General features: G+C 38.5%; 16 protein-coding genes, 1 pseudogene and 1 other annotated feature. Of the genes and pseudogenes, 11 read left to right on the top strand and 6 right to left on the bottom strand.

Annotated elements, in window-relative coordinates; translation table 11 throughout:
• Positions 1–24 precede the first annotated feature (24 nt).
• The 5 genes from A3GQ_RS0102640 to A3GQ_RS0102660 all read left to right on the top strand — a co-directional run bounded on the left by A3GQ_RS0102640 (position 25) and on the right by A3GQ_RS0102660 (position 4,970).
• A complete protein-coding gene (locus A3GQ_RS0102640) occupies positions 25–753 on the top strand; it encodes a response regulator transcription factor (protein WP_028775732.1) in 729 nt (242 codons plus the stop codon).
• Positions 750–2,549 carry a sensor histidine kinase gene (locus A3GQ_RS23170; RefSeq protein ID WP_037463622.1) on the top strand — a complete coding sequence of 600 codons (1,800 nt, stop codon included), beginning with the start codon at positions 750–752 and terminating at the stop codon, positions 2,547–2,549. The genes A3GQ_RS0102640 and A3GQ_RS23170 overlap by 4 nt, the downstream gene beginning before the upstream one ends.
• 132 nt (positions 2,550–2,681) lie before the next feature.
• Complete coding sequence (locus tag A3GQ_RS0102650) at positions 2,682–2,882, top strand: hypothetical protein (protein WP_028775733.1); 201 nt, start codon at positions 2,682–2,684, stop codon at positions 2,880–2,882.
• A 739-nt stretch (positions 2,883–3,621) separates the two neighbouring features.
• Positions 3,622–4,371 (top strand): alpha/beta fold hydrolase, encoded by a 750-nt coding sequence (locus A3GQ_RS0102655; protein WP_028775734.1) that lies wholly within the window; start codon positions 3,622–3,624, stop codon positions 4,369–4,371.
• Positions 4,372–4,373: 2 nt separating this feature from the next.
• Positions 4,374–4,970, top strand: coding sequence for a TetR/AcrR family transcriptional regulator (locus A3GQ_RS0102660; RefSeq protein ID WP_028775735.1), 597 nt, complete (start codon positions 4,374–4,376; stop codon positions 4,968–4,970).
• A 92-nt stretch (positions 4,971–5,062) separates the two neighbouring features.
• Here A3GQ_RS0102660 and A3GQ_RS23175 read toward each other — a convergent pair whose 3' ends face one another.
• From A3GQ_RS23175 to A3GQ_RS0102675, 3 genes are read right to left on the bottom strand one after another with little or no spacing between them, the layout of a single operon-like run.
• Complete coding sequence (locus A3GQ_RS23175) at positions 5,063–5,734, bottom strand: SDR family oxidoreductase (RefSeq protein WP_211227700.1); 672 nt, start codon at positions 5,732–5,734, stop codon at positions 5,063–5,065.
• Positions 5,735–5,784: 50 nt separating this feature from the next.
• Entirely contained in the window at positions 5,785–7,368 is a 1,584-nt protein-coding gene (gene serA, locus A3GQ_RS0102670) for a phosphoglycerate dehydrogenase (protein ID WP_028775736.1), read from the bottom strand.
• A complete protein-coding gene (locus tag A3GQ_RS0102675; protein ID WP_037463627.1) occupies positions 7,361–8,515 on the bottom strand; it encodes a pyridoxal-phosphate-dependent aminotransferase family protein in 1,155 nt (384 codons plus the stop codon). Before A3GQ_RS0102675 ends, serA begins: the two co-directional genes overlap by 8 nt.
• A 56-nt stretch (positions 8,516–8,571) precedes the next feature.
• Positions 8,572–8,792, bottom strand: a binding site (T-box leader).
• A 632-nt stretch (positions 8,793–9,424) separates the two neighbouring features.
• On the opposite strand from A3GQ_RS0102675, the gene A3GQ_RS25490 reads away from it, so the two are divergent.
• The 3 genes and pseudogenes from A3GQ_RS25490 to A3GQ_RS26045 all read left to right on the top strand — a co-directional run bounded on the left by A3GQ_RS25490 (position 9,425) and on the right by A3GQ_RS26045 (position 11,574).
• On the top strand, positions 9,425–10,408 hold the full coding sequence (locus A3GQ_RS25490; RefSeq protein WP_245596727.1) for a hypothetical protein: 984 nt from the start codon (positions 9,425–9,427) through the stop codon (positions 10,406–10,408).
• Between the two features lie 816 nt (positions 10,409–11,224).
• Positions 11,225–11,374 (top strand): annotated as a pseudogene (locus A3GQ_RS28440) (helix-turn-helix domain-containing protein); the annotation flags it as partial.
• Positions 11,368–11,574, top strand: a complete 207-nt coding sequence (locus A3GQ_RS26045; protein ID WP_156877514.1) for a zinc ribbon domain-containing protein — start codon at positions 11,368–11,370, stop codon at positions 11,572–11,574. The pseudogene A3GQ_RS28440 and the gene A3GQ_RS26045, both read left to right, overlap by 7 nt.
• Before the next feature lie 147 nt (positions 11,575–11,721).
• Here A3GQ_RS26045 and rarD read toward each other — a convergent pair whose 3' ends face one another.
• The 3 genes from rarD to A3GQ_RS0102700 all read right to left on the bottom strand — a co-directional run bounded on the left by rarD (position 11,722) and on the right by A3GQ_RS0102700 (position 13,596).
• Complete coding sequence (rarD, locus tag A3GQ_RS0102690) at positions 11,722–12,657, bottom strand: EamA family transporter RarD (protein ID WP_028775739.1); 936 nt, start codon at positions 12,655–12,657, stop codon at positions 11,722–11,724.
• A 146-nt stretch (positions 12,658–12,803) separates the two neighbouring features.
• Entirely contained in the window at positions 12,804–13,301 is a 498-nt protein-coding gene (locus A3GQ_RS0102695; protein WP_028775740.1) for an inorganic diphosphatase, read from the bottom strand.
• An 85-nt stretch (positions 13,302–13,386) separates the two neighbouring features.
• A complete protein-coding gene (locus A3GQ_RS0102700) occupies positions 13,387–13,596 on the bottom strand; it encodes a ferredoxin (protein ID WP_028775741.1) in 210 nt (69 codons plus the stop codon).
• Between the two features lie 448 nt (positions 13,597–14,044).
• Here A3GQ_RS0102700 and A3GQ_RS0102705 point away from each other — a divergent pair, with 448 nt between their 5' ends.
• From A3GQ_RS0102705 to A3GQ_RS0102715, 3 genes are all read left to right on the top strand, one after another.
• Positions 14,045–14,416 carry a hypothetical protein gene (locus A3GQ_RS0102705; RefSeq protein WP_028775742.1) on the top strand — a complete coding sequence of 124 codons (372 nt, stop codon included), beginning with the start codon at positions 14,045–14,047 and terminating at the stop codon, positions 14,414–14,416.
• A gap of 137 nt (positions 14,417–14,553) precedes the next feature.
• Positions 14,554–15,144, top strand: a complete 591-nt coding sequence (locus tag A3GQ_RS0102710) for a genetic competence negative regulator (RefSeq protein ID WP_028775743.1) — start codon at positions 14,554–14,556, stop codon at positions 15,142–15,144.
• A gap of 210 nt (positions 15,145–15,354) precedes the next feature.
• The gene (locus tag A3GQ_RS0102715) at positions 15,355–16,623 is read left to right on the top strand and encodes a Glu/Leu/Phe/Val family dehydrogenase (RefSeq protein WP_037463630.1); all 1,269 of its coding nucleotides are present in this window, start codon (positions 15,355–15,357) and stop codon (positions 16,621–16,623) included.
• Positions 16,624–16,672: the final 49 nt, after the last annotated feature.

A 16,672-nucleotide genomic window follows, 5' to 3' on the forward strand; every position in this document is an offset into this window, starting at 1 on the left:
AAGAGTTCGTAAGAGGTGAATGTATTGGCATCTAATGAAGGAAAAGCTTATTCTATCTTAGTCGTAGATGACGAAGATCGCATCCGGAGATTGCTTAGGATGTATTTGGAACGAGAAGGTTATGTAATTGAAGAAGCAGAAGATGGGGAAATAGCAGTACAAAAAGCATCCTCCCAGAACTATGATCTCATATTATTGGATCTAATGTTGCCAGGTATGGATGGTTTGGAAGTTTGCGCTGAAATAAGAAAACATAAGGCTACACCCATTATTATGTTAACAGCAAGAGGAGAAGAGACAAATCGAGTAGAAGGATTCGAAGCTGGTACCGATGATTATGTAGTGAAACCATTTAGTCCAAGAGAGTTAGTACACCGCGTAAAAGCTGTACTTCGACGAGCATCTGCAACCGCATACTTATCCACTAATACCGAAACACATAATGTTATTGTCTTTCCAGAACTTACAATAGACAATGATGCTCATGAAGTGAAAGCTGGCGGAAAATCTATTTCGCTCACTCCAAAAGAGTATGAGTTATTGTATTACCTAGCCCAGTCACCAGATAAAGTTTTTACGCGTGAAACATTGCTCAGAGATGTATGGAACTACGAATTTTTCGGAGATCTACGAACTGTTGATACCCATGTAAAACGACTACGTGAAAAATTAAATCGTGCATCCAATCGTGCAGCGTCGATGATAACTACCGTCTGGGGTGTAGGTTATAAACTAGAGGTGCCCAAAGAGTGATTTTAAGAAGTGTTGTCGGAAAACTGTGGCTTACGATTATTGTCTTGGTTTCACTGGTGCTAATTCTTCTCAGTTTGTTCTTAAATCAACAAGTAGAAAAGACATATGTGCAAGACCAACAAATTAGTCTAAGTAAGCTAGCAGATGTCGTACAACGCAAATTGAACAGTTCCATGGTAGACATTCCTAATTATGTCGCCAATACGATAACCATTGCAAAACAATTCAACACACATGTAGTCGTCGTAGATCGGAATGGGGAAGTTTTACCTACTCTTGCTACATTTGAAGAGTCTGTTCCAAAAGAGCTAATTCAAAAAGCGAATTTACCATACATACTTGCAGGAAATAAGATGGTTGCAGTTGGGCGTATCTCGTCTACAAAATCATTTCTAACAAGTCCGTTTCAAAAAAATGATGTTTTTTTAGTTGGGGTTCCATATAAAAAAGATAACAAAACAATCGGTGCGATCCTACTCTACCAAACAAAGGATCAACTGAGTGTTTCTGATATTAAACATTGGATTTTTTACTCTGCATTGATCGGGATTGCTCTGACTACTGTTTTTGCTTTCTTTTTATCAACACGGATTACGCAACCTTTGATTCAAATGCAGAAGGCTGCGGAAAAAATGGCAATGGGCCAGTTTTCTACCCGTGTTCGTGTACGTCCGCATGAACGAGATGAGATCGCAGATCTAGCGATTACCTTTAACCGGATGGCTCGTCAATTAGAAGAGTCCATCAACTTGTTATCGCATGAAAAAGAGCAGTTGACGAGTATTTTGCGCAGTATGGTTGATGGTGTATTGACCATAAGTGCTTCAGGAAAAGTAGTTGTTACCAATCCGCCAGCCGAAAAGTTATTATCTCTATATGAATTTCCTCACTCTCGTCTTTTGCCACCACCGCTTGAATCTGCATTTCGTCAAGTATTGGAGGAAGAAAAAGAATATCAAGGAGACATTACAGAACAAGGTCGAACATGGGCTCTAGTAATGACTCCACTCTATGCGAGAGATCAGGTAAGAGGTGCAGTTGCTGTACTTCGAGATGTAACAGATGAAAGGTTACTCGATAAGTTCCGCAAAGATTTTGTAGCAAATGTCTCACATGAACTCAGAACACCACTAGCCATGTTGCAAGGGTATAGTGAAGCATTACTCGACGATATTGCAGAAACACCTGAAGTCAGACAAGAAATCGCCCAAGTAATCAATGATGAGTCACAGCGAATGGGCAGATTGGTTAGTCAATTACTTGATTTAGCTAGGATGGAAGCTGGATTTATCGATATTGAGCCTACCTTTTTATCATTACATCCTTTCATCCAACGTGTATGCCGAAAATTTGCAAACTTAGCAGAAGAGCAAAAAGTAGTGCTAAGTAGTGATTTTCATGAACCATTACCAGAAGTATTCTGGGATTCGGATAAAGTAGAACAAATTTTGACCAATTTAATAGGGAATGCTATTCGTCACACACCTGAAGATGGTATGGTTACATTGAAAGTATATTGGGAAAACAGATATATCCATTTGGATGTTGTAGATACAGGAACTGGTATACCAGAAGAAGATTTACCCTTTGTATTTGAGCGTTTTTATAAAGCGGACAAAGCCCGAAAACGAAATAATGCTTCTGGTACAGGTCTAGGATTGTCTATTGTCAAACATTTGGTGAAAGCACACGATGGTGAAGTTATGGTGAGGAGTAAAGTAGGTGTTGGAACTACTTTCTCAGTAAAGCTTCCAGTAGAAGTGCAGTTGGAAAACGGTGAGGAATTAATAGGATAACAGAAGAAGGATGTTAGCACCAATAGCTAGCATCCTTTTTTATTTGTCAAAATGGAGTTATATTAAAATTTGAACTTATTATACTATGTTGATATCATGGAGTTGTTCCTATCCATTTATGAAGGGTGAAAGATGAGTTTTCTGCATAGGTTTCGGACTCGGATGTCTGCAATTGCGGTTGTTGGGTCAACAACAAAACCCAAAATCGTAATCTGTACACATGACGCGTTTGCTGCTCTTCAGGGCAATGTCCGACCAGTGTCCCTGCGTTCCGAAGAAGACGACCAGCGAGACGGATGGTCTTCCCCAGAACATATCAGCAGTAGTGTTTGACGATTCGGGGATCACACCACTCTGCTAGTTCACGGCTATAGGAAAGGACCGACCTAATCTACCTAATGGTGGATCAGGTCGGTCGTCTGTTTTTAAGTACATTATGAATCAAAAAGCAAACGAATTTTCCTACAAAGATGGCTTCGATCGAGATGGTGTTGCTGTTTGAGTGATTATCAGAAAAATAGGAATGAAAAAAATAAGTTAAATATGAATATACAGAACTATTGGAAGGTAGGAGCATGGGAATCTTCCAGCGTTTTTTCCGTCGCGGTAATCGCGTCGTTATCCGTGACACCAGAAACGAGACGAGCGTCGATGGTGGAACGGCGGTGAATGGGATACGAGGGAGACCTGAGCGGAGTGTCTTCGCTTCAAGTCGAGCGTACCGGTGATGCAACAACAAGTGGAGGCGGATCTGCCTGTACAGGAATCGACTACTCGTGATCCTGATCTGACAAGGGGTGCCTCTAGACAGGGACATTGATCCGGTCAAGTACTAGGTTTCGGCTAGAGGCAATGACCAACTGTTATCTCCCGATACGGTTGGTCACCCCACTTAAAAAATAACCGATATGTGGTATCGAAAGGGATAATGTCATTTGACATTATCCCTTCAAGATTTCTGGAACTAATACGATTGGGTTTTATTTACAATTAATAAAAAGCGATTATCATTTTATATTGACTGACCGTTCGTTCGTTGATAAAATAAAAAAAACAACAAGGAGCGATCTGGATGGATTTATATTATGAGATTCACGGAACCGGTAAGCCTATTGTTTTGCTTCATAGTGGAGGAGCGGATTTGCGAGATTGGAAGTTTCTCGTTCCTCTCTTAGCAAAAAAATATAAGGTGGTAACATGGGACGGTCGTGGTGCTGGGAAGTCACCATCACCTATTGAACCTCCTAATTATGTGAATGATTTACTAGAACTTTTTGATCACCTTGAAATAGATAAAGCTACATTAGTAGGTCATTCCATTGGTGGGCAGATCGCAACTGAATTTGCTTTACTTTATCCAGACCGATTTTCAGAGCTTGTGCTTATTTCTCCTTCCTTGTCTGGATTCCCTTATTCTGATGAGTTTGTATCATACATGCAACAGATTCAGGATGCCGCCCCAGATATGGATAAGATGATTGAACTTGCTTTAAGTGCTCCTCTATATTCGATAACAATGGCTGGGCCGCATCGGAATTTATTGATTCAAATGTTAGAGCATCATATACAAAAGACATCGGAATGGGGTACTTTCGATTCTATTTGGCCACAGCCTCGAGCGATTGAGAAATTAGGGGAATTGGTTATCAAAACGCTATTTATTATTGGCGAGGTAGAATCACTAGATAATAAACGTGTTGAAGATTGTTTCCGAGAGGTTCCCGATATTCGTTTTGACCATATCATTGGCGCTGATCATATGGTTACCCTCACTCATCCAAATGAGCTATATCGTTTGATTAGTCGATTTATGGAGGAATAGAAATGCCACGAACGCAAGAATCCAATAAACGTATTCGACAAATTTCCATTGAGAAGATTCGCAATGCTGCGATGGAACTTTTTATTAAACAGGGATATCATGCTACTTCTATAGGTGAAATCGCCAAGAACGCAAATATTTCCAAAGGTTTGCTTTACAATTATTACAAGGGGAAAGAGGAGCTTTTGGCCACGATGGTTGAGGTAAGGATAAGTGAATTGATTCAGGTGATGGATGCAGCGAATGCGTTAAAAATGCCTGCTGATCAACTGAAATACATTGTGGAAGGGGCGATTGACAATGTCCAACAAAAACCTGAAGTATTTCGGTTCTATTTACATTTGCAAACCCAACCAAAATCGGATCAAGTATTAATGAAATACAGTAAACAACTAATCGAAGAAAATGCAAGGCAGTTCCAATTACAATGTAAAATGTTTGAAAGACTCGGAGTAAACGAACCAATAAAACGCTCTTTATATTTTTCATCCACTCTTCAGGGCATCATGTTGATGATTTCTACTTATCCTGATCAGTTTCCTATCGAAGATATAAAAGCTCAAATTATTCACGAATTTTGCAGTCCAACGATAACATAGGTCTATTACTCTGCTGATTTCATGTTATACGTAAAAAATGTCTAGTGTTCAAATTGATCACTAGACATTTTGACATTTAACAATATTTTATTTTATGGTACCTGAGGACGCATAACAATCTGGCCGTAAATGACTTCCTTTGGGGAAGTAACAACCATATGAACTGTTTCCGCAACTTTGTCTGGAGGCAGAGCCCAGTCTTTGGTAGTCCCAAAATTAGTTTTAATCGAACCTGGACATATTGTCGTTACTCTCACATGATGAGACTTTAATTCTTGAGTTAGAGCATCAGATAATGCCATTAAGGCGAATTTGGATGCACAATATCCACCGCCACGAGCAAATGCTTCGGTTCCAGCAACACTCGAAATATTTACAATATGACCTTTTGTCTCTTTGAGATGGGGGATGGAAAATTTACTCGTTAAAAATGGTCCTTTGCTATTTACGTCTAACATCTCATCCCACTGTTCTACTGTTAGTTCATCAACAGGTGCAAAATGTCCAACTCCTGCATTGTTTATTAGGATATCTAGTCGATCCCACTTGGCAATTGTTTGGTTTACCATTTCTTCTACTTCATTTTGTTTGGTAATATCACAAACAATGGGAAAGATTTGATCTGGTGCAATTTCAGCCAGATGGTTCAAAGCTTGTTCATTCCGTGCAGTTGCTACAACCTTATAATCTGCTTGAATAAATTGTTTGACGATTTCGTATCCTACTCCACGGCTTGCTCCAGTTACAATAGCTACTTTATTCACGATATCCCCTCCTGACAGTTAATCGTGTTCGATATCTATTATAACGTGTATTAAAGCTCAATCAATTTTACTTCGTTCACCACACCGCTTTCACGAAGGTGATTTAGAGCAATTATGTCGATTCCTTTATCAATTCCTAACAGCATGATGGCTTGTCCTCCGATGGTTTCACGTCCCACCTGCATGGTTGCGATGTTTACTTTATCATTACCTAGAATAGTACCTACTTTCCCAACGACACCAGGTTGGTCTTGGTGTGTAATATGCAAAATATGTCCCTCTGGTACTACATCGACAGCATATCCATTTACTTTGGTTATTCTAGCTCCAAAGCCATTGAGAAGTGTTCCAGATACCGTTGTTTTTCCTCTGCTCGTTGTGATATCTACTGTGATCAACTGGGTAAAGCCATGACTAGCAGAAGCTTTTTGTTCCATCACATCAATGCCTCGATTTTTGGCAACATGTGGAGCGTTTACTTGGTTGATTCCGTCCAAGTGTTGAGACAATACACCACTGAGCAAAGCACGAGTGAGAGCGGATACTTCTAAATCAGCTACTACTCCTCCATAAGTGATTATCATTTTTTGAACAGCACCTGTTGCTAATTGAGAAGAGAATTTACCTAATTTTTCTACGAGTGGCAAATATGGTCCTATTTTCTTTTGTAGTTCAGCAGACAAAGAAGGGAGGTTTACAGCATTTTTGAAAGGTTCTTCCCTTAGTACATGTAATACTTCTTCTGCTACATCAATAGCTACATTCTCCTGAGCTTCCACTGTAGATGCGCCAAGATGTGGAGTAACGATCACTTGTGGCAAAAGAAAGAGCGGATGATCAGGTTGAGGAGGTTCTACTTCAAAAACATCCAACGCAGCTCCCGCAACTTTTCCAGATTGGATAGCTGCAACCAATGCATGTTCGTCAATAATCCCACCACGAGCACAATTTAAAATTCGAACACCATCTTTCATTTGGTGGAAAACCTCACTATTGACGAGATGGCGTGTTTCTTTGGTGAGTGGGGTATGGACAGAGATAAAATCGCCTAGGCGTATTGCTTCATCAAAAGATGCTTTTTTTACTCCTAATTCTTCCGCTCGAGCTACCGTTAAATAAGGGTCAAATGCAACGACATTCATTCGAAATGCTTTTGCTTTTAGGGCTAATTCTGCTCCGATCCGTCCTAAACCGATGATACTTAATGTTTTTCCCTTTAGCTCTACTCCCACATACTCTTTTCGTTTCCATTCTCCTCTTACAGTGGAGCGAAATGCTTGAGGTATGTTGCGAGATAGGGAGATTAACATTGCGAAAGTATGCTCTGCAGTAGAAATGGTATTTCCATCAGGAGCATTCATTACAATGATTCCACGTTTGGTAGCAGCTTCTACATCGATATTATCCACTCCTACACCAGCCCTACCAATCACTTTTAATCGATGAGCTTTTTCGAGAATTTCTGCGGTTACTTGTGTCTGGCTCCGAACTAATAATGCATCAGCATCTTCGATTTCCAGCAAAAGTTGCTCGTTTGTCAAGCTGGTTTTCTTTTCTACTCGAACATCAGGTGCCTCAACAAGAGTAGATAATCCTAAATCACTTATATTATCGGTTACTAATACTTTAAACATGGTTAGATAATACCTCCTCAGCAGCTTGAAGCGCAGTTCCTAAAGATAAAGAAACATTTTGTTTCTTTAATGATATTTCAATAGCAGATAATACAGGTAATATATCAAGTGGATCACAGTATCCCATGTGTCCAATTCGGAAAATCTTTCCTTTCAGATGCTGCTGCCCTCCAGCGATGACAATACCCATTTTTTTGAGATCACTACGTACTGCTTCACTATCCCATCCATCTGCTTGATAGACAGAGGTTACTGTTGGAGAAGCATCCGTGTCATTTGTCATAAGTGGTAAGGAAAGAGCGCGAAGCGCACTACGTGTCATTTGTTTCATTATTTCATGACGGTTAAATACTTGGGCTAATCCTTCTTCTTCTAGTAATTCAAGTGCCGCTTGAAGTCCGAAAAGAAGGGAAACCGCAGGGGTAAATGGAGTAGTACCTTTTAACAAATTATCGCGGTAACGTTTAAAATCGAGATAAAACTTTGGATTTTTGTTTTGTTCAATTACATTCCATGCATTTTGGCTGACCGCTGCAAAAGCAAGTCCAGCAGGGATCATCAATGCTTTTTGTGATCCTGCAACAGTTATATCAACATTCCAATCATTCATTTCAAAAGGTACAGCACCTAAAGAGCTTACTGCATCCACAATAATTAATGCATTCGAAAATTCTTTAACGATCGGACTTAATTTATCAATTGGATTTAATACGCCAGTTGATGTTTCGCATTGTGTAAAAAAGACAGCCTTTATATTTGGGTGTTGTTGCAATATTTTCTTCAAAGCATCAGGATCAGGAGTTTTTCCCCAATCCACATCATATCTTCTGACGGTAGCTCCATATTCTGTTAATATTTTAGCAAATCGATCACCGAATACTCCTGTCACTACCACAAGTACTTCTTCCTCAGGTTGAACGGTATTAACCACAGCTGCTTCTAAAACGGAAGTCCCGCTTCCTGAGAATAAAAGTGGAGATTCGTTTGTACCAAAGAAAGGTTTCAAACGCTCGCTAACTTCTGATATGAGTGTGCTTGCTTCCTTGCTACGGTGCCCAATCATTGGTTTATTCATAGCAGCTTGAACTGCTGGTGGAATCGGAGTTGGACCTGGAATACGAAGATTGATTTTGTTTGCAATAAACATAGACAAAATTCCTCCTTAAAATAAAAAAACCCGTTCCGTTCACCTACTATAGGTAGGTGAGGGACGAGATGCTCGTGGTGCCACCCTCAATTGTTGCTTGTTCACACAAACAACCTTGATAAGTCAATGACTTTAGAGGTAACGGATCTACCGTATTTGCCTACTATATTTCAGCAAATCACTCAAGAGTGCTCCGCAAGGTTTAGAATACCGATTTGCACCAACCATCGGCTCTCTTTAATTCTTTTACCTCACTTGGCTCCTTCATCGTTTATGTTATGAAGTTGAGCTTACTTTAACACGAATAAGAAATTCATGTCAATGAGCTTTTTTTAAAAATATGAGGATAATGGGGAACATTGAATGGTATTTTGTCCTTAATGTTCGCTTTTTATGACGGTTTAAAAATTTAAAAGAAAAATGATCAATGATGTTAAAAAAAGAACCGAATGGTTATCCCATCCGGCCAAAGCAAACTATTTCATTCAAAGGAATGGTCTAAACAACCATACATAGCAAATCATTGTTTTAGTGATTACTGGTCGCGTCTACTGGTAAGCTTCCTCACATCCTGTTACCGATGCGAATACGTTTTCTTAGCTAACGCAAGTAAAGTATTAGCTAAGAGGACGTATCCGTAACCGTAACGGGGAAGTGTTGATTTTCAAAACATCATCCGTTTCCTTCCCTTGTAGAGCATCCAAAGATCACACTTACTCCAAAAATTTGCCAAAAGCACGGGTAACTCATTCCAAATTCATTATATGATAGTCAAACCTTCTGATCAATCAGAAAATGGCATGTTTAAAAATTTTTTTTGTCATTAAAATGTACGGTCAACTTGCAAGTTTTTTTGTTTTACTGGATGATAAGAATAAGGTGTAAGATGGAGGCGGTTTTCATTTGGGTATGAATGAAATGATAGGTCATGAACGAGAAATAAATTGGTTACAGGCAGCTATGAAACAAAAGCGTTTGGCACATGCTTATTTATTCACTGACAACAATCAAGTAAAAACCAAGCAGTTGGCTATTCAGTTAGCAAAAACAATTAATTGTGAACAAGGTGACACAGATGCATGTGATACTTGTACTACCTGTGTACAAATAGAACATGGAAATCATCCAGATGTGCTTACGATACAACCTGATGGTGCATATATAAAGATTGATCAGGTAAGAAATATGCAAGAAACTTTTCGATATCGAGCTCCCGATCATATTACCAGAGTCCTTATCATTGAATCAGCAGACAGAATGAGAGTGGAAACGGCAAATTCATTACTTAAGTTTTTGGAAGAGCCTATTTCTCCAATGGTAGCCATTTTGCTTACGGATAAAAAGGAACGGATATTGCCGACGATTCAATCGAGATGCCAATGGGTTCGTTTTTCGTCTTTACCAGCTCATATACAACAGCAAAAGTTTATAGATGACGGTTTTGACCAAACAACTGCCCATCTGTTGTCCCAAATGCAATATCGAGATGAGTTGTTGCAATTAGAATCACAAGAGATAGAGCAAATTTTTCAGAATTTGATAACTTGGAGCAAAGCACTGCTCACTGGAGATGAATCTGCACTCCTTGATGTACAAGTAGGTTGGATAGCAAATGAATTGGAACAAGGTCGGATACACAGTCTGATCGAGATACTGCTCATATGGTTAAAAGAATGGATGAAAAAGGAAATTGCTATTTTTACAGAGCATCGATCGTTACGAATGAGGGTAAAGGAAGAAAATGTTATGTTAGCAATAGATAATGCCCTGATCGCAAGTCGTCTTCTTCATAAAATGGAAATTTCTAATCAAGCTGTGTGGGAACAAATGGTTATCGCTACACAAGAAATGAGAAAAAGTAAGCAAGATGATTGGCACATGATCATTATGTAGCTAGTAGAAAGAAAAGTCGTGATTCTTTATAGGAGTTTGTGGTAGTATTGGGATTTATTTTATATTACACATAAAAATTTAAATTTAACCAACAAAAAAAGCCCGGAAAGGGCTTTTTTCCAAAGGGTGACTACATAAAAGTAGAAGCAATTTTGAAAAGTAACAAAGGATTTTATATCGGAGTATTTGCTATCAATTGTCTGGTGAAGATTATGACGACGTTTGGGTAGAACAATATGGCGCTATGAGTGGTGCATTTGAATTAAGAGGCTATAAATTCGCAAGTTAGTCAAACCGTCTATGGTGACGGGTCATATAAAGATAACTACGGCCACGTATATGGCGTGGACGCAGGTGTTATAGGAATTATCCCAATAGAACTTTGCAAAACGAATGACATCGCGAAACTCAATAGAGATGGGCACTACTTTGAAGGTACAAAGGCCGAGTTTGAAAGTAGGAATGGAGTTTTCACAATTCAAATTGGAAGGAAAAAAATAATTATCGACACTGGTCATTGAAGTACAAAATATTGTGGTTAACACTTTCATCGTTGGAAGCAAAGTAGGATATTATGAATGGATACGATGGGTATGGAAGATGTCAAAATAAAAGGGAATTAAATCAATCGATTAGGGGCAAATAGCCTAATTCTACGCTTTCTGTTCACAATTGGGTTGTTTTCAAGAGTATATAAATTCGCGAGCGAGAAAACCCACGTTTTCAATCGAGGGATGAAAACGAGAGTCAGATGAGAAATGGTTTCTGTCATCTTTCGTCTGAATATTTTTTGAAATTTTCGACATATACAAACTTATGTTCTGTTATTTCTGGAAAATCCCATTTAGGGAGGTGAACAAAGCCTTCCGATTTCGGATTTGTCCCACAACAAAACAACCTGTTCTCATTCATAAATCGATCGGATGTAGTCGTTTTGTTTTCAATCATTTTCTTAGAAAATGGAACAAAAGCTAGGGAAAACATTTCACTCCAGCCAACGTTGTTCCAACTCAGACTGTCAATACAAAAACAAAGAAGTAAAAGATCTAAACTTGCTTGAATGGACATGTCCTTCGTGTCACGAACATCATGATCGAGACATCAACGCAGCAAAAAATATTGTGCAAGAAGGTTTACGATTAATTGCCGCAGGACTTGCGATCTAAGCTTGGTGAAACTTCCTTGGGGTACTAAGGATTACCCAAGAATTCCACGGCTCTAGCCGTGTGGAGTGTCAAAATGTTTACCAAGATTTTTGTCTAACTTTCATTCTTCGAAAGTGGAATCCATTAATGCAAACACGAATAAATAGATTAACTCAGACTAGTTTCCGTTTCCTCGTCAACCAAGTTAATTTTCTTAATATTATTTCTAATGTTTATTTGTGTAATTATATAGATTGCAAGTGCTAACCAGATAAATCCAAAACTAACCAAGTCTGTTCTGGAAAAATTTTCATGAAAGAAAAATATTCCTAACAAGAGGTTAATGGTAGGTTCGATATATTGTAAAAAGCCTAATGTGGATAAGGGGATGCGTCTAGCGGCTTGTCCAAACCACAGAAGTGGAAGGAACGTGATCACACCAGAGCATATGACTAAGAAAATAACAGATATGGAAGTATTTCCAATGATACCGGTACCACTTATTTCAACAAAAAGTAAGTAGCCTAAGGCAATGGGAAAAACCATCATCGTTTCCAATGTAATTGCAACCAAAGCATCTACTTTAAGTAGTTTTTTTAATAATCCATAAATGGCAAAAGTAAAAGCAAGCGAGAGTGCGATCCAAGGAATTTTCCCAAATTCGACTGTTTGAATTACAACACCGGTAATAGCTAGAAATATTGCGATCCATTGCCATTTATCTAACCGATCGCGAAAAATGATTGTTCCTATAGCAATATTAATAAGTGGATTAATATAATAGCCTAAACTAGATTCAATCACATGATTGTTATTGATCGACCAGATATAGATTAACCAATTGGCAGAAATAATTAAAGAGCATCCTAAAATCAAGAGGATGGTTTTCCAATTTGTAACTACTTGTTTTATTTCCGGCCATTGTTTTTTTAATGTAATAAGTAAGGCTGCAAAAAGAAATGACCACACGATTCTGTGGTGCATGAGTTGAAGTGCGGAAACTTGTTCTACAGATTTCCAATAGATTGGTAGAATTCCCCAACCAATATATGCAGCAACGGCATACGTTATACCAATCTTATGATTTATATTTCTCGACGACATGAAAACATCTCATTTCTTTGTTTGAATTCGATGTATTTTTCAGAATAACATTATTATTATAACTGGAATACGAACAAATGAAAATGTCTTTTAATAAAAACTTACCCCTGTCTACTTGACAGGGGTAAGTTTTAAGAGATAGTTGTTTATTTTGATTCTTGAAAACGAGTGAGGCATTCTTGGTAAAGATTCGCTGCAAATTCTGCATCTTTCCAGCCTTCAATATGTGTTTCTTTCTTCTCGAGGTCTTTATAAACACGGAAAAAATGTGAAATCTCTTCCAAGATATGAGGAGCAACATCATCCAAGCTTTTTACATTAGCAAAGCGTGGATCATCGGTTGGAACCGAAAGTAATTTTTCGTCTTGCCCTTTGTCATCTGACATGACTAATACACCAATGACACGGCTGGAAATAACACATCCAGGGAAAGTAGGGAAGCTGGTGAGTACAAGAATATCCAACGGATCTCCATCTTTTGCTAATGTCCCCTCTAAATATCCATATTCTGTTGGATAATGCATAGGAGAGAACAACACGCGGTCAAGACGAAATACACCATTTTCTTTATCGTATTCATACTTGTTTTGGCTACCTGTGGGAATTTCTACAAAAGCATCTACTATGAGTTCTTTGGACATCATGAAACCTCCTTAATATGTACAAGCAACATTGTAAACGTTACAGAGATAAATTTCCACAAAATAAAAAAGAGGCATATAGCCTCTTTTAATCTTCTACTTTAATGGAATCTGTAGGACATCCTTCTTGTGCATCACGTACATCATCATGCAGATCTGCTGGCACGTCAGCAGTACCAGTATTATCATCTAGTATAACAAAAGCAATTCCATCTTCATCATAATCATAGACATCTGGTGCGGTTGCTCCACAAGCACCACACGCAATACATGTGTCCTTATCTACCCAAGTACGCATGATTAAAACTCCTCCCGGCGTTATGTAGCCTAAGAACTTCTTGAAACCTTTTAACACAAAGCGAGAAAATTTTTCTGTGCCTCGAATTCATAATGGATACAAGAGTTCATCATTTGTTTTTTAATTTGACACTCTGATTCGCAAGTCCTTTTTGCGTCTCAGTTAAGCATGAATGGAAATAGACAACATATTATAATGTTTACTCATTGCTTTATCAGCCCACATATGTGGATGAATGGAGAACGACAAACGAACAAACGGTAATTAAATCACCATGTGCTCAGACTAATTCATAACCCATTGTAGAATGATTTAGTTCATATTGCAACAAGGAATATACAAGAGAACAGAAACAAATCTGTAATCGCAGGAATGAAATGATTTCCCCTGTTTTCGTACAAACATCGAATTCATACTTCTATCATATAGTAAAAATGGAGGGATGGTGATGAATACAAAAGCAATTTGGATTGTTGGTATAGCAACATGTTTTACACTGTATCATTTCCCTAATCAAGATAATTTTTGGGCCTATGCAAGTGTATCCTATTATTTAGCGGTTTGCAGTTTGTTGGTAGCGATTTTTCTTTCCGTCCAAAATGTACATCAATTGATAAATTATATGGCACTCATGGATTGCTACAAAAAAAAAGTCTTTCCGCTCCTATTTTATACAAGTATTCTGGCGATACTCTTCCTTTTTTTACCTGTTCACACGACAATATTTTTTTGTTTGTTTGCTTGTTATCGATGGAGGGAATGGAGTGAGTATAAAGGCATACTTTTTCTCCAAAAAGAGCAATCAAATAAAGAGAAGTAAGCTATCATTCCTAGCATTTTTATCGACGTTCATGTATCATAATAGTAGAAAGAAATGGAGACTAGGAGAAGGAACCAATCATTCTCCGACCACATATATTATCAAGTAAAGGTCTCCAGCGAGGGAGGGTAAGAGCCATGCGTGTCGAACGTCTAGGTGGGGATAAGGTCCGATTCTTTTTGACCTTGGATGATTTAATGGATCGAGGAATTGAGAAAGAGGATATGTGGCGGGATATCCCCAAAGTGCATGAACTATTTAATGATATGATGGAGCATGCATACCAAGAATTAGGCTTTGAGATAGCTGGGCCTTTAGCCGTAGAGGTATTTGCCTTACCAGCGCAAGGGATGGTTGTTGTCGTAACACGAGGACGTGTACCTAAATCAGAAAATGATGACTTTGATAGCAGCGATGTTTATGAGCTAGAGGTTACGATGGAAGAGAGTGATCGTATCGCTTTTCGGTTTAGCGACTTCGAATACTTGGTTCAAGCCGCTCTCCGTCTAGAGCCATTGGTCAAACAAGCAGGTCAAGTGTACAGCTATAAAAATTCCTACTATCTCTTATTTGGAGATGAAATACCCGCATCTCGTTTAGAGGGTGTAATTGCAATTCTGCTTGAATTTGGTGAACCTTCAACTGTAACAGATGTTTTTTTAATGGAATACGGCAAAGTTATCTGGGAAAATAATGCAATAAAAGAGATTATCCACTATTTCGGTTAATGTTATAGAAATGCATAGCGCGCTTAGGCGCGTTTTTTTATGGATTCAGATTGATTTTTACATTGCAGTTGTAGTAATGTGAAAAGGTATTTTCAAACGTAATCCTACATATATTAATTCTTCTTTTTTAACAGGCTTTTTCCTGCTAAAGAAGTGGTGTATACTGTTCACGTGATGGAATAAGTTCGATAACATTTCGAGGTGGTTAGGATGGGACAAACAATAGCGAAAGGTCAAGAAGAAAATCTAGATGTACTAGTTTCTACACAAACAGTTGTAAAAAATGCATTGGACAAACTTGGTTATCCTGAGGCGGTTTATGATTTACTAAAAGAACCAATGCGAATATTGACTGTCCGAATTCCTGTTCGTATGGATGATGGCAAAGTGACAGTATTTACAGGTTATAGAGCCCAACATAATGATGCTGTTGGACCAACAAAAGGTGGGGTTCGTTTTCATCCAGACGTTACAGAATCCGAAGTAAAAGCTTTGTCTATTTGGATGAGTCTAAAAGCAGGTATTGTAGACTTGCCATATGGTGGGGGGAAAGGCGGTATCATCTGTGATCCTCGTAACATGTCATTTGGAGAATTAGAGCGATTATCTCGTGGCTATGTACGTGCGATTAGTCAGATTGTAGGGCCTACAAAAGATATCCCTGCACCAGATGTATTCACCAACTCACAAATTATGGCATGGATGGTTGACGAGTATAGTCGAATTCGGGAGTTTGATTCCCCTGGATTTATTACTGGTAAACCTCTTGTACTTGGTGGATCACGTGGACGTGAAACTGCTACTGCTGCAGGTGTGACCATTATGATTAACGAAGCTGCAAAAAAGCGTAATATTGACATCAAAGGAGCTCGAGTAGTCATCCAAGGTTTTGGTAATGCTGGTAGTTTCCTTGCTAAGTTTATGCACGATGCAGGCGCAAAAGTGGTAGGAATTTCTGATGCCTATGGTGCATTGCATGATCCAGATGGTTTAGATATTGATTATTTGTTAGAGCGAAGAGATTCATTTGGTACAGTTACCAAACTATTTAAAGAAACTATTTCCAATCAAGATTTATTAGAACTGGATTGTGATATTTTGGTTCCTGCTGCTGTAGAAAATCAAATCACTGCAAAAAATGCTGCCAATATTAAAGCTAGTATTGTAGTAGAAGCAGCAAATGGACCAACTACGCTTGAAGGTACTCGTATTTTAACGGAAAAAGGTGTGTTATTGGTACCAGATGTACTCGCAAGCGCAGGCGGAGTTACAGTTTCTTACTTTGAATGGGTACAAAACAACCAAGGATACTATTGGTCAGAAGAAGAAGTTCAAACCAGATTGCAACAAATTATGGTGCAAGCATTTGAAAATGTTTTCCAAGCAGCAGAATCTCGTGGAATTGACATGCGTCTAGCTGCCTATATTGTAGGAGTTAGAAAAATGGCTGAAGCGTCTAGGTTCCGTGGATGGGTTTAAACATATAATAGAAGAAAATGAAAAGCACCCATTAGGGTGTTTTTCGCTT

It is taken from the genome of Shimazuella kribbensis DSM 45090 (assembly GCF_000428065.1).
Lineage (GTDB): Bacteria > Bacillota > Bacilli > Thermoactinomycetales > Thermoactinomycetaceae > Shimazuella > Shimazuella kribbensis.

What these genes read in the sequence shown, in the direction of transcription:
- A3GQ_RS0102705 (WP_028775742.1), top strand. Translation starts at nt 14,045, where the DNA reads ATGAATACAAAAGCAATTTGGATTGTTGGTATAGCAACATGTTTTACA.
- rarD (WP_028775739.1), bottom strand. Translation starts at nt 12,657, where the DNA reads ATGTCGTCGAGAAATATAAATCATAAGATTGGTATAACGTATGCCGTT.
- A3GQ_RS26045 (WP_156877514.1), top strand. Translation starts at nt 11,368, where the DNA reads ATGGAACAAAAGCTAGGGAAAACATTTCACTCCAGCCAACGTTGTTCC.
- A3GQ_RS25490 (WP_245596727.1), top strand. Translation starts at nt 9,425, where the DNA reads ATGAATGAAATGATAGGTCATGAACGAGAAATAAATTGGTTACAGGCA.
- A3GQ_RS0102700 (WP_028775741.1), bottom strand. Translation starts at nt 13,596, where the DNA reads ATGCGTACTTGGGTAGATAAGGACACATGTATTGCGTGTGGTGCTTGT.
- serA (WP_028775736.1), bottom strand. Translation starts at nt 7,368, where the DNA reads ATGTTTAAAGTATTAGTAACCGATAATATAAGTGATTTAGGATTATCT.
- A3GQ_RS0102660 (WP_028775735.1), top strand. Translation starts at nt 4,374, where the DNA reads ATGCCACGAACGCAAGAATCCAATAAACGTATTCGACAAATTTCCATT.
- A3GQ_RS0102695 (WP_028775740.1), bottom strand. Translation starts at nt 13,301, where the DNA reads ATGATGTCCAAAGAACTCATAGTAGATGCTTTTGTAGAAATTCCCACA.
- A3GQ_RS0102715 (WP_037463630.1), top strand. Translation starts at nt 15,355, where the DNA reads ATGGGACAAACAATAGCGAAAGGTCAAGAAGAAAATCTAGATGTACTA.
- A3GQ_RS0102655 (WP_028775734.1), top strand. Translation starts at nt 3,622, where the DNA reads ATGGATTTATATTATGAGATTCACGGAACCGGTAAGCCTATTGTTTTG.
- A3GQ_RS0102675 (WP_037463627.1), bottom strand. Translation starts at nt 8,515, where the DNA reads ATGTTTATTGCAAACAAAATCAATCTTCGTATTCCAGGTCCAACTCCG.
- A3GQ_RS0102650 (WP_028775733.1), top strand. Translation starts at nt 2,682, where the DNA reads ATGAGTTTTCTGCATAGGTTTCGGACTCGGATGTCTGCAATTGCGGTT.
- A3GQ_RS0102710 (WP_028775743.1), top strand. Translation starts at nt 14,554, where the DNA reads ATGCGTGTCGAACGTCTAGGTGGGGATAAGGTCCGATTCTTTTTGACC.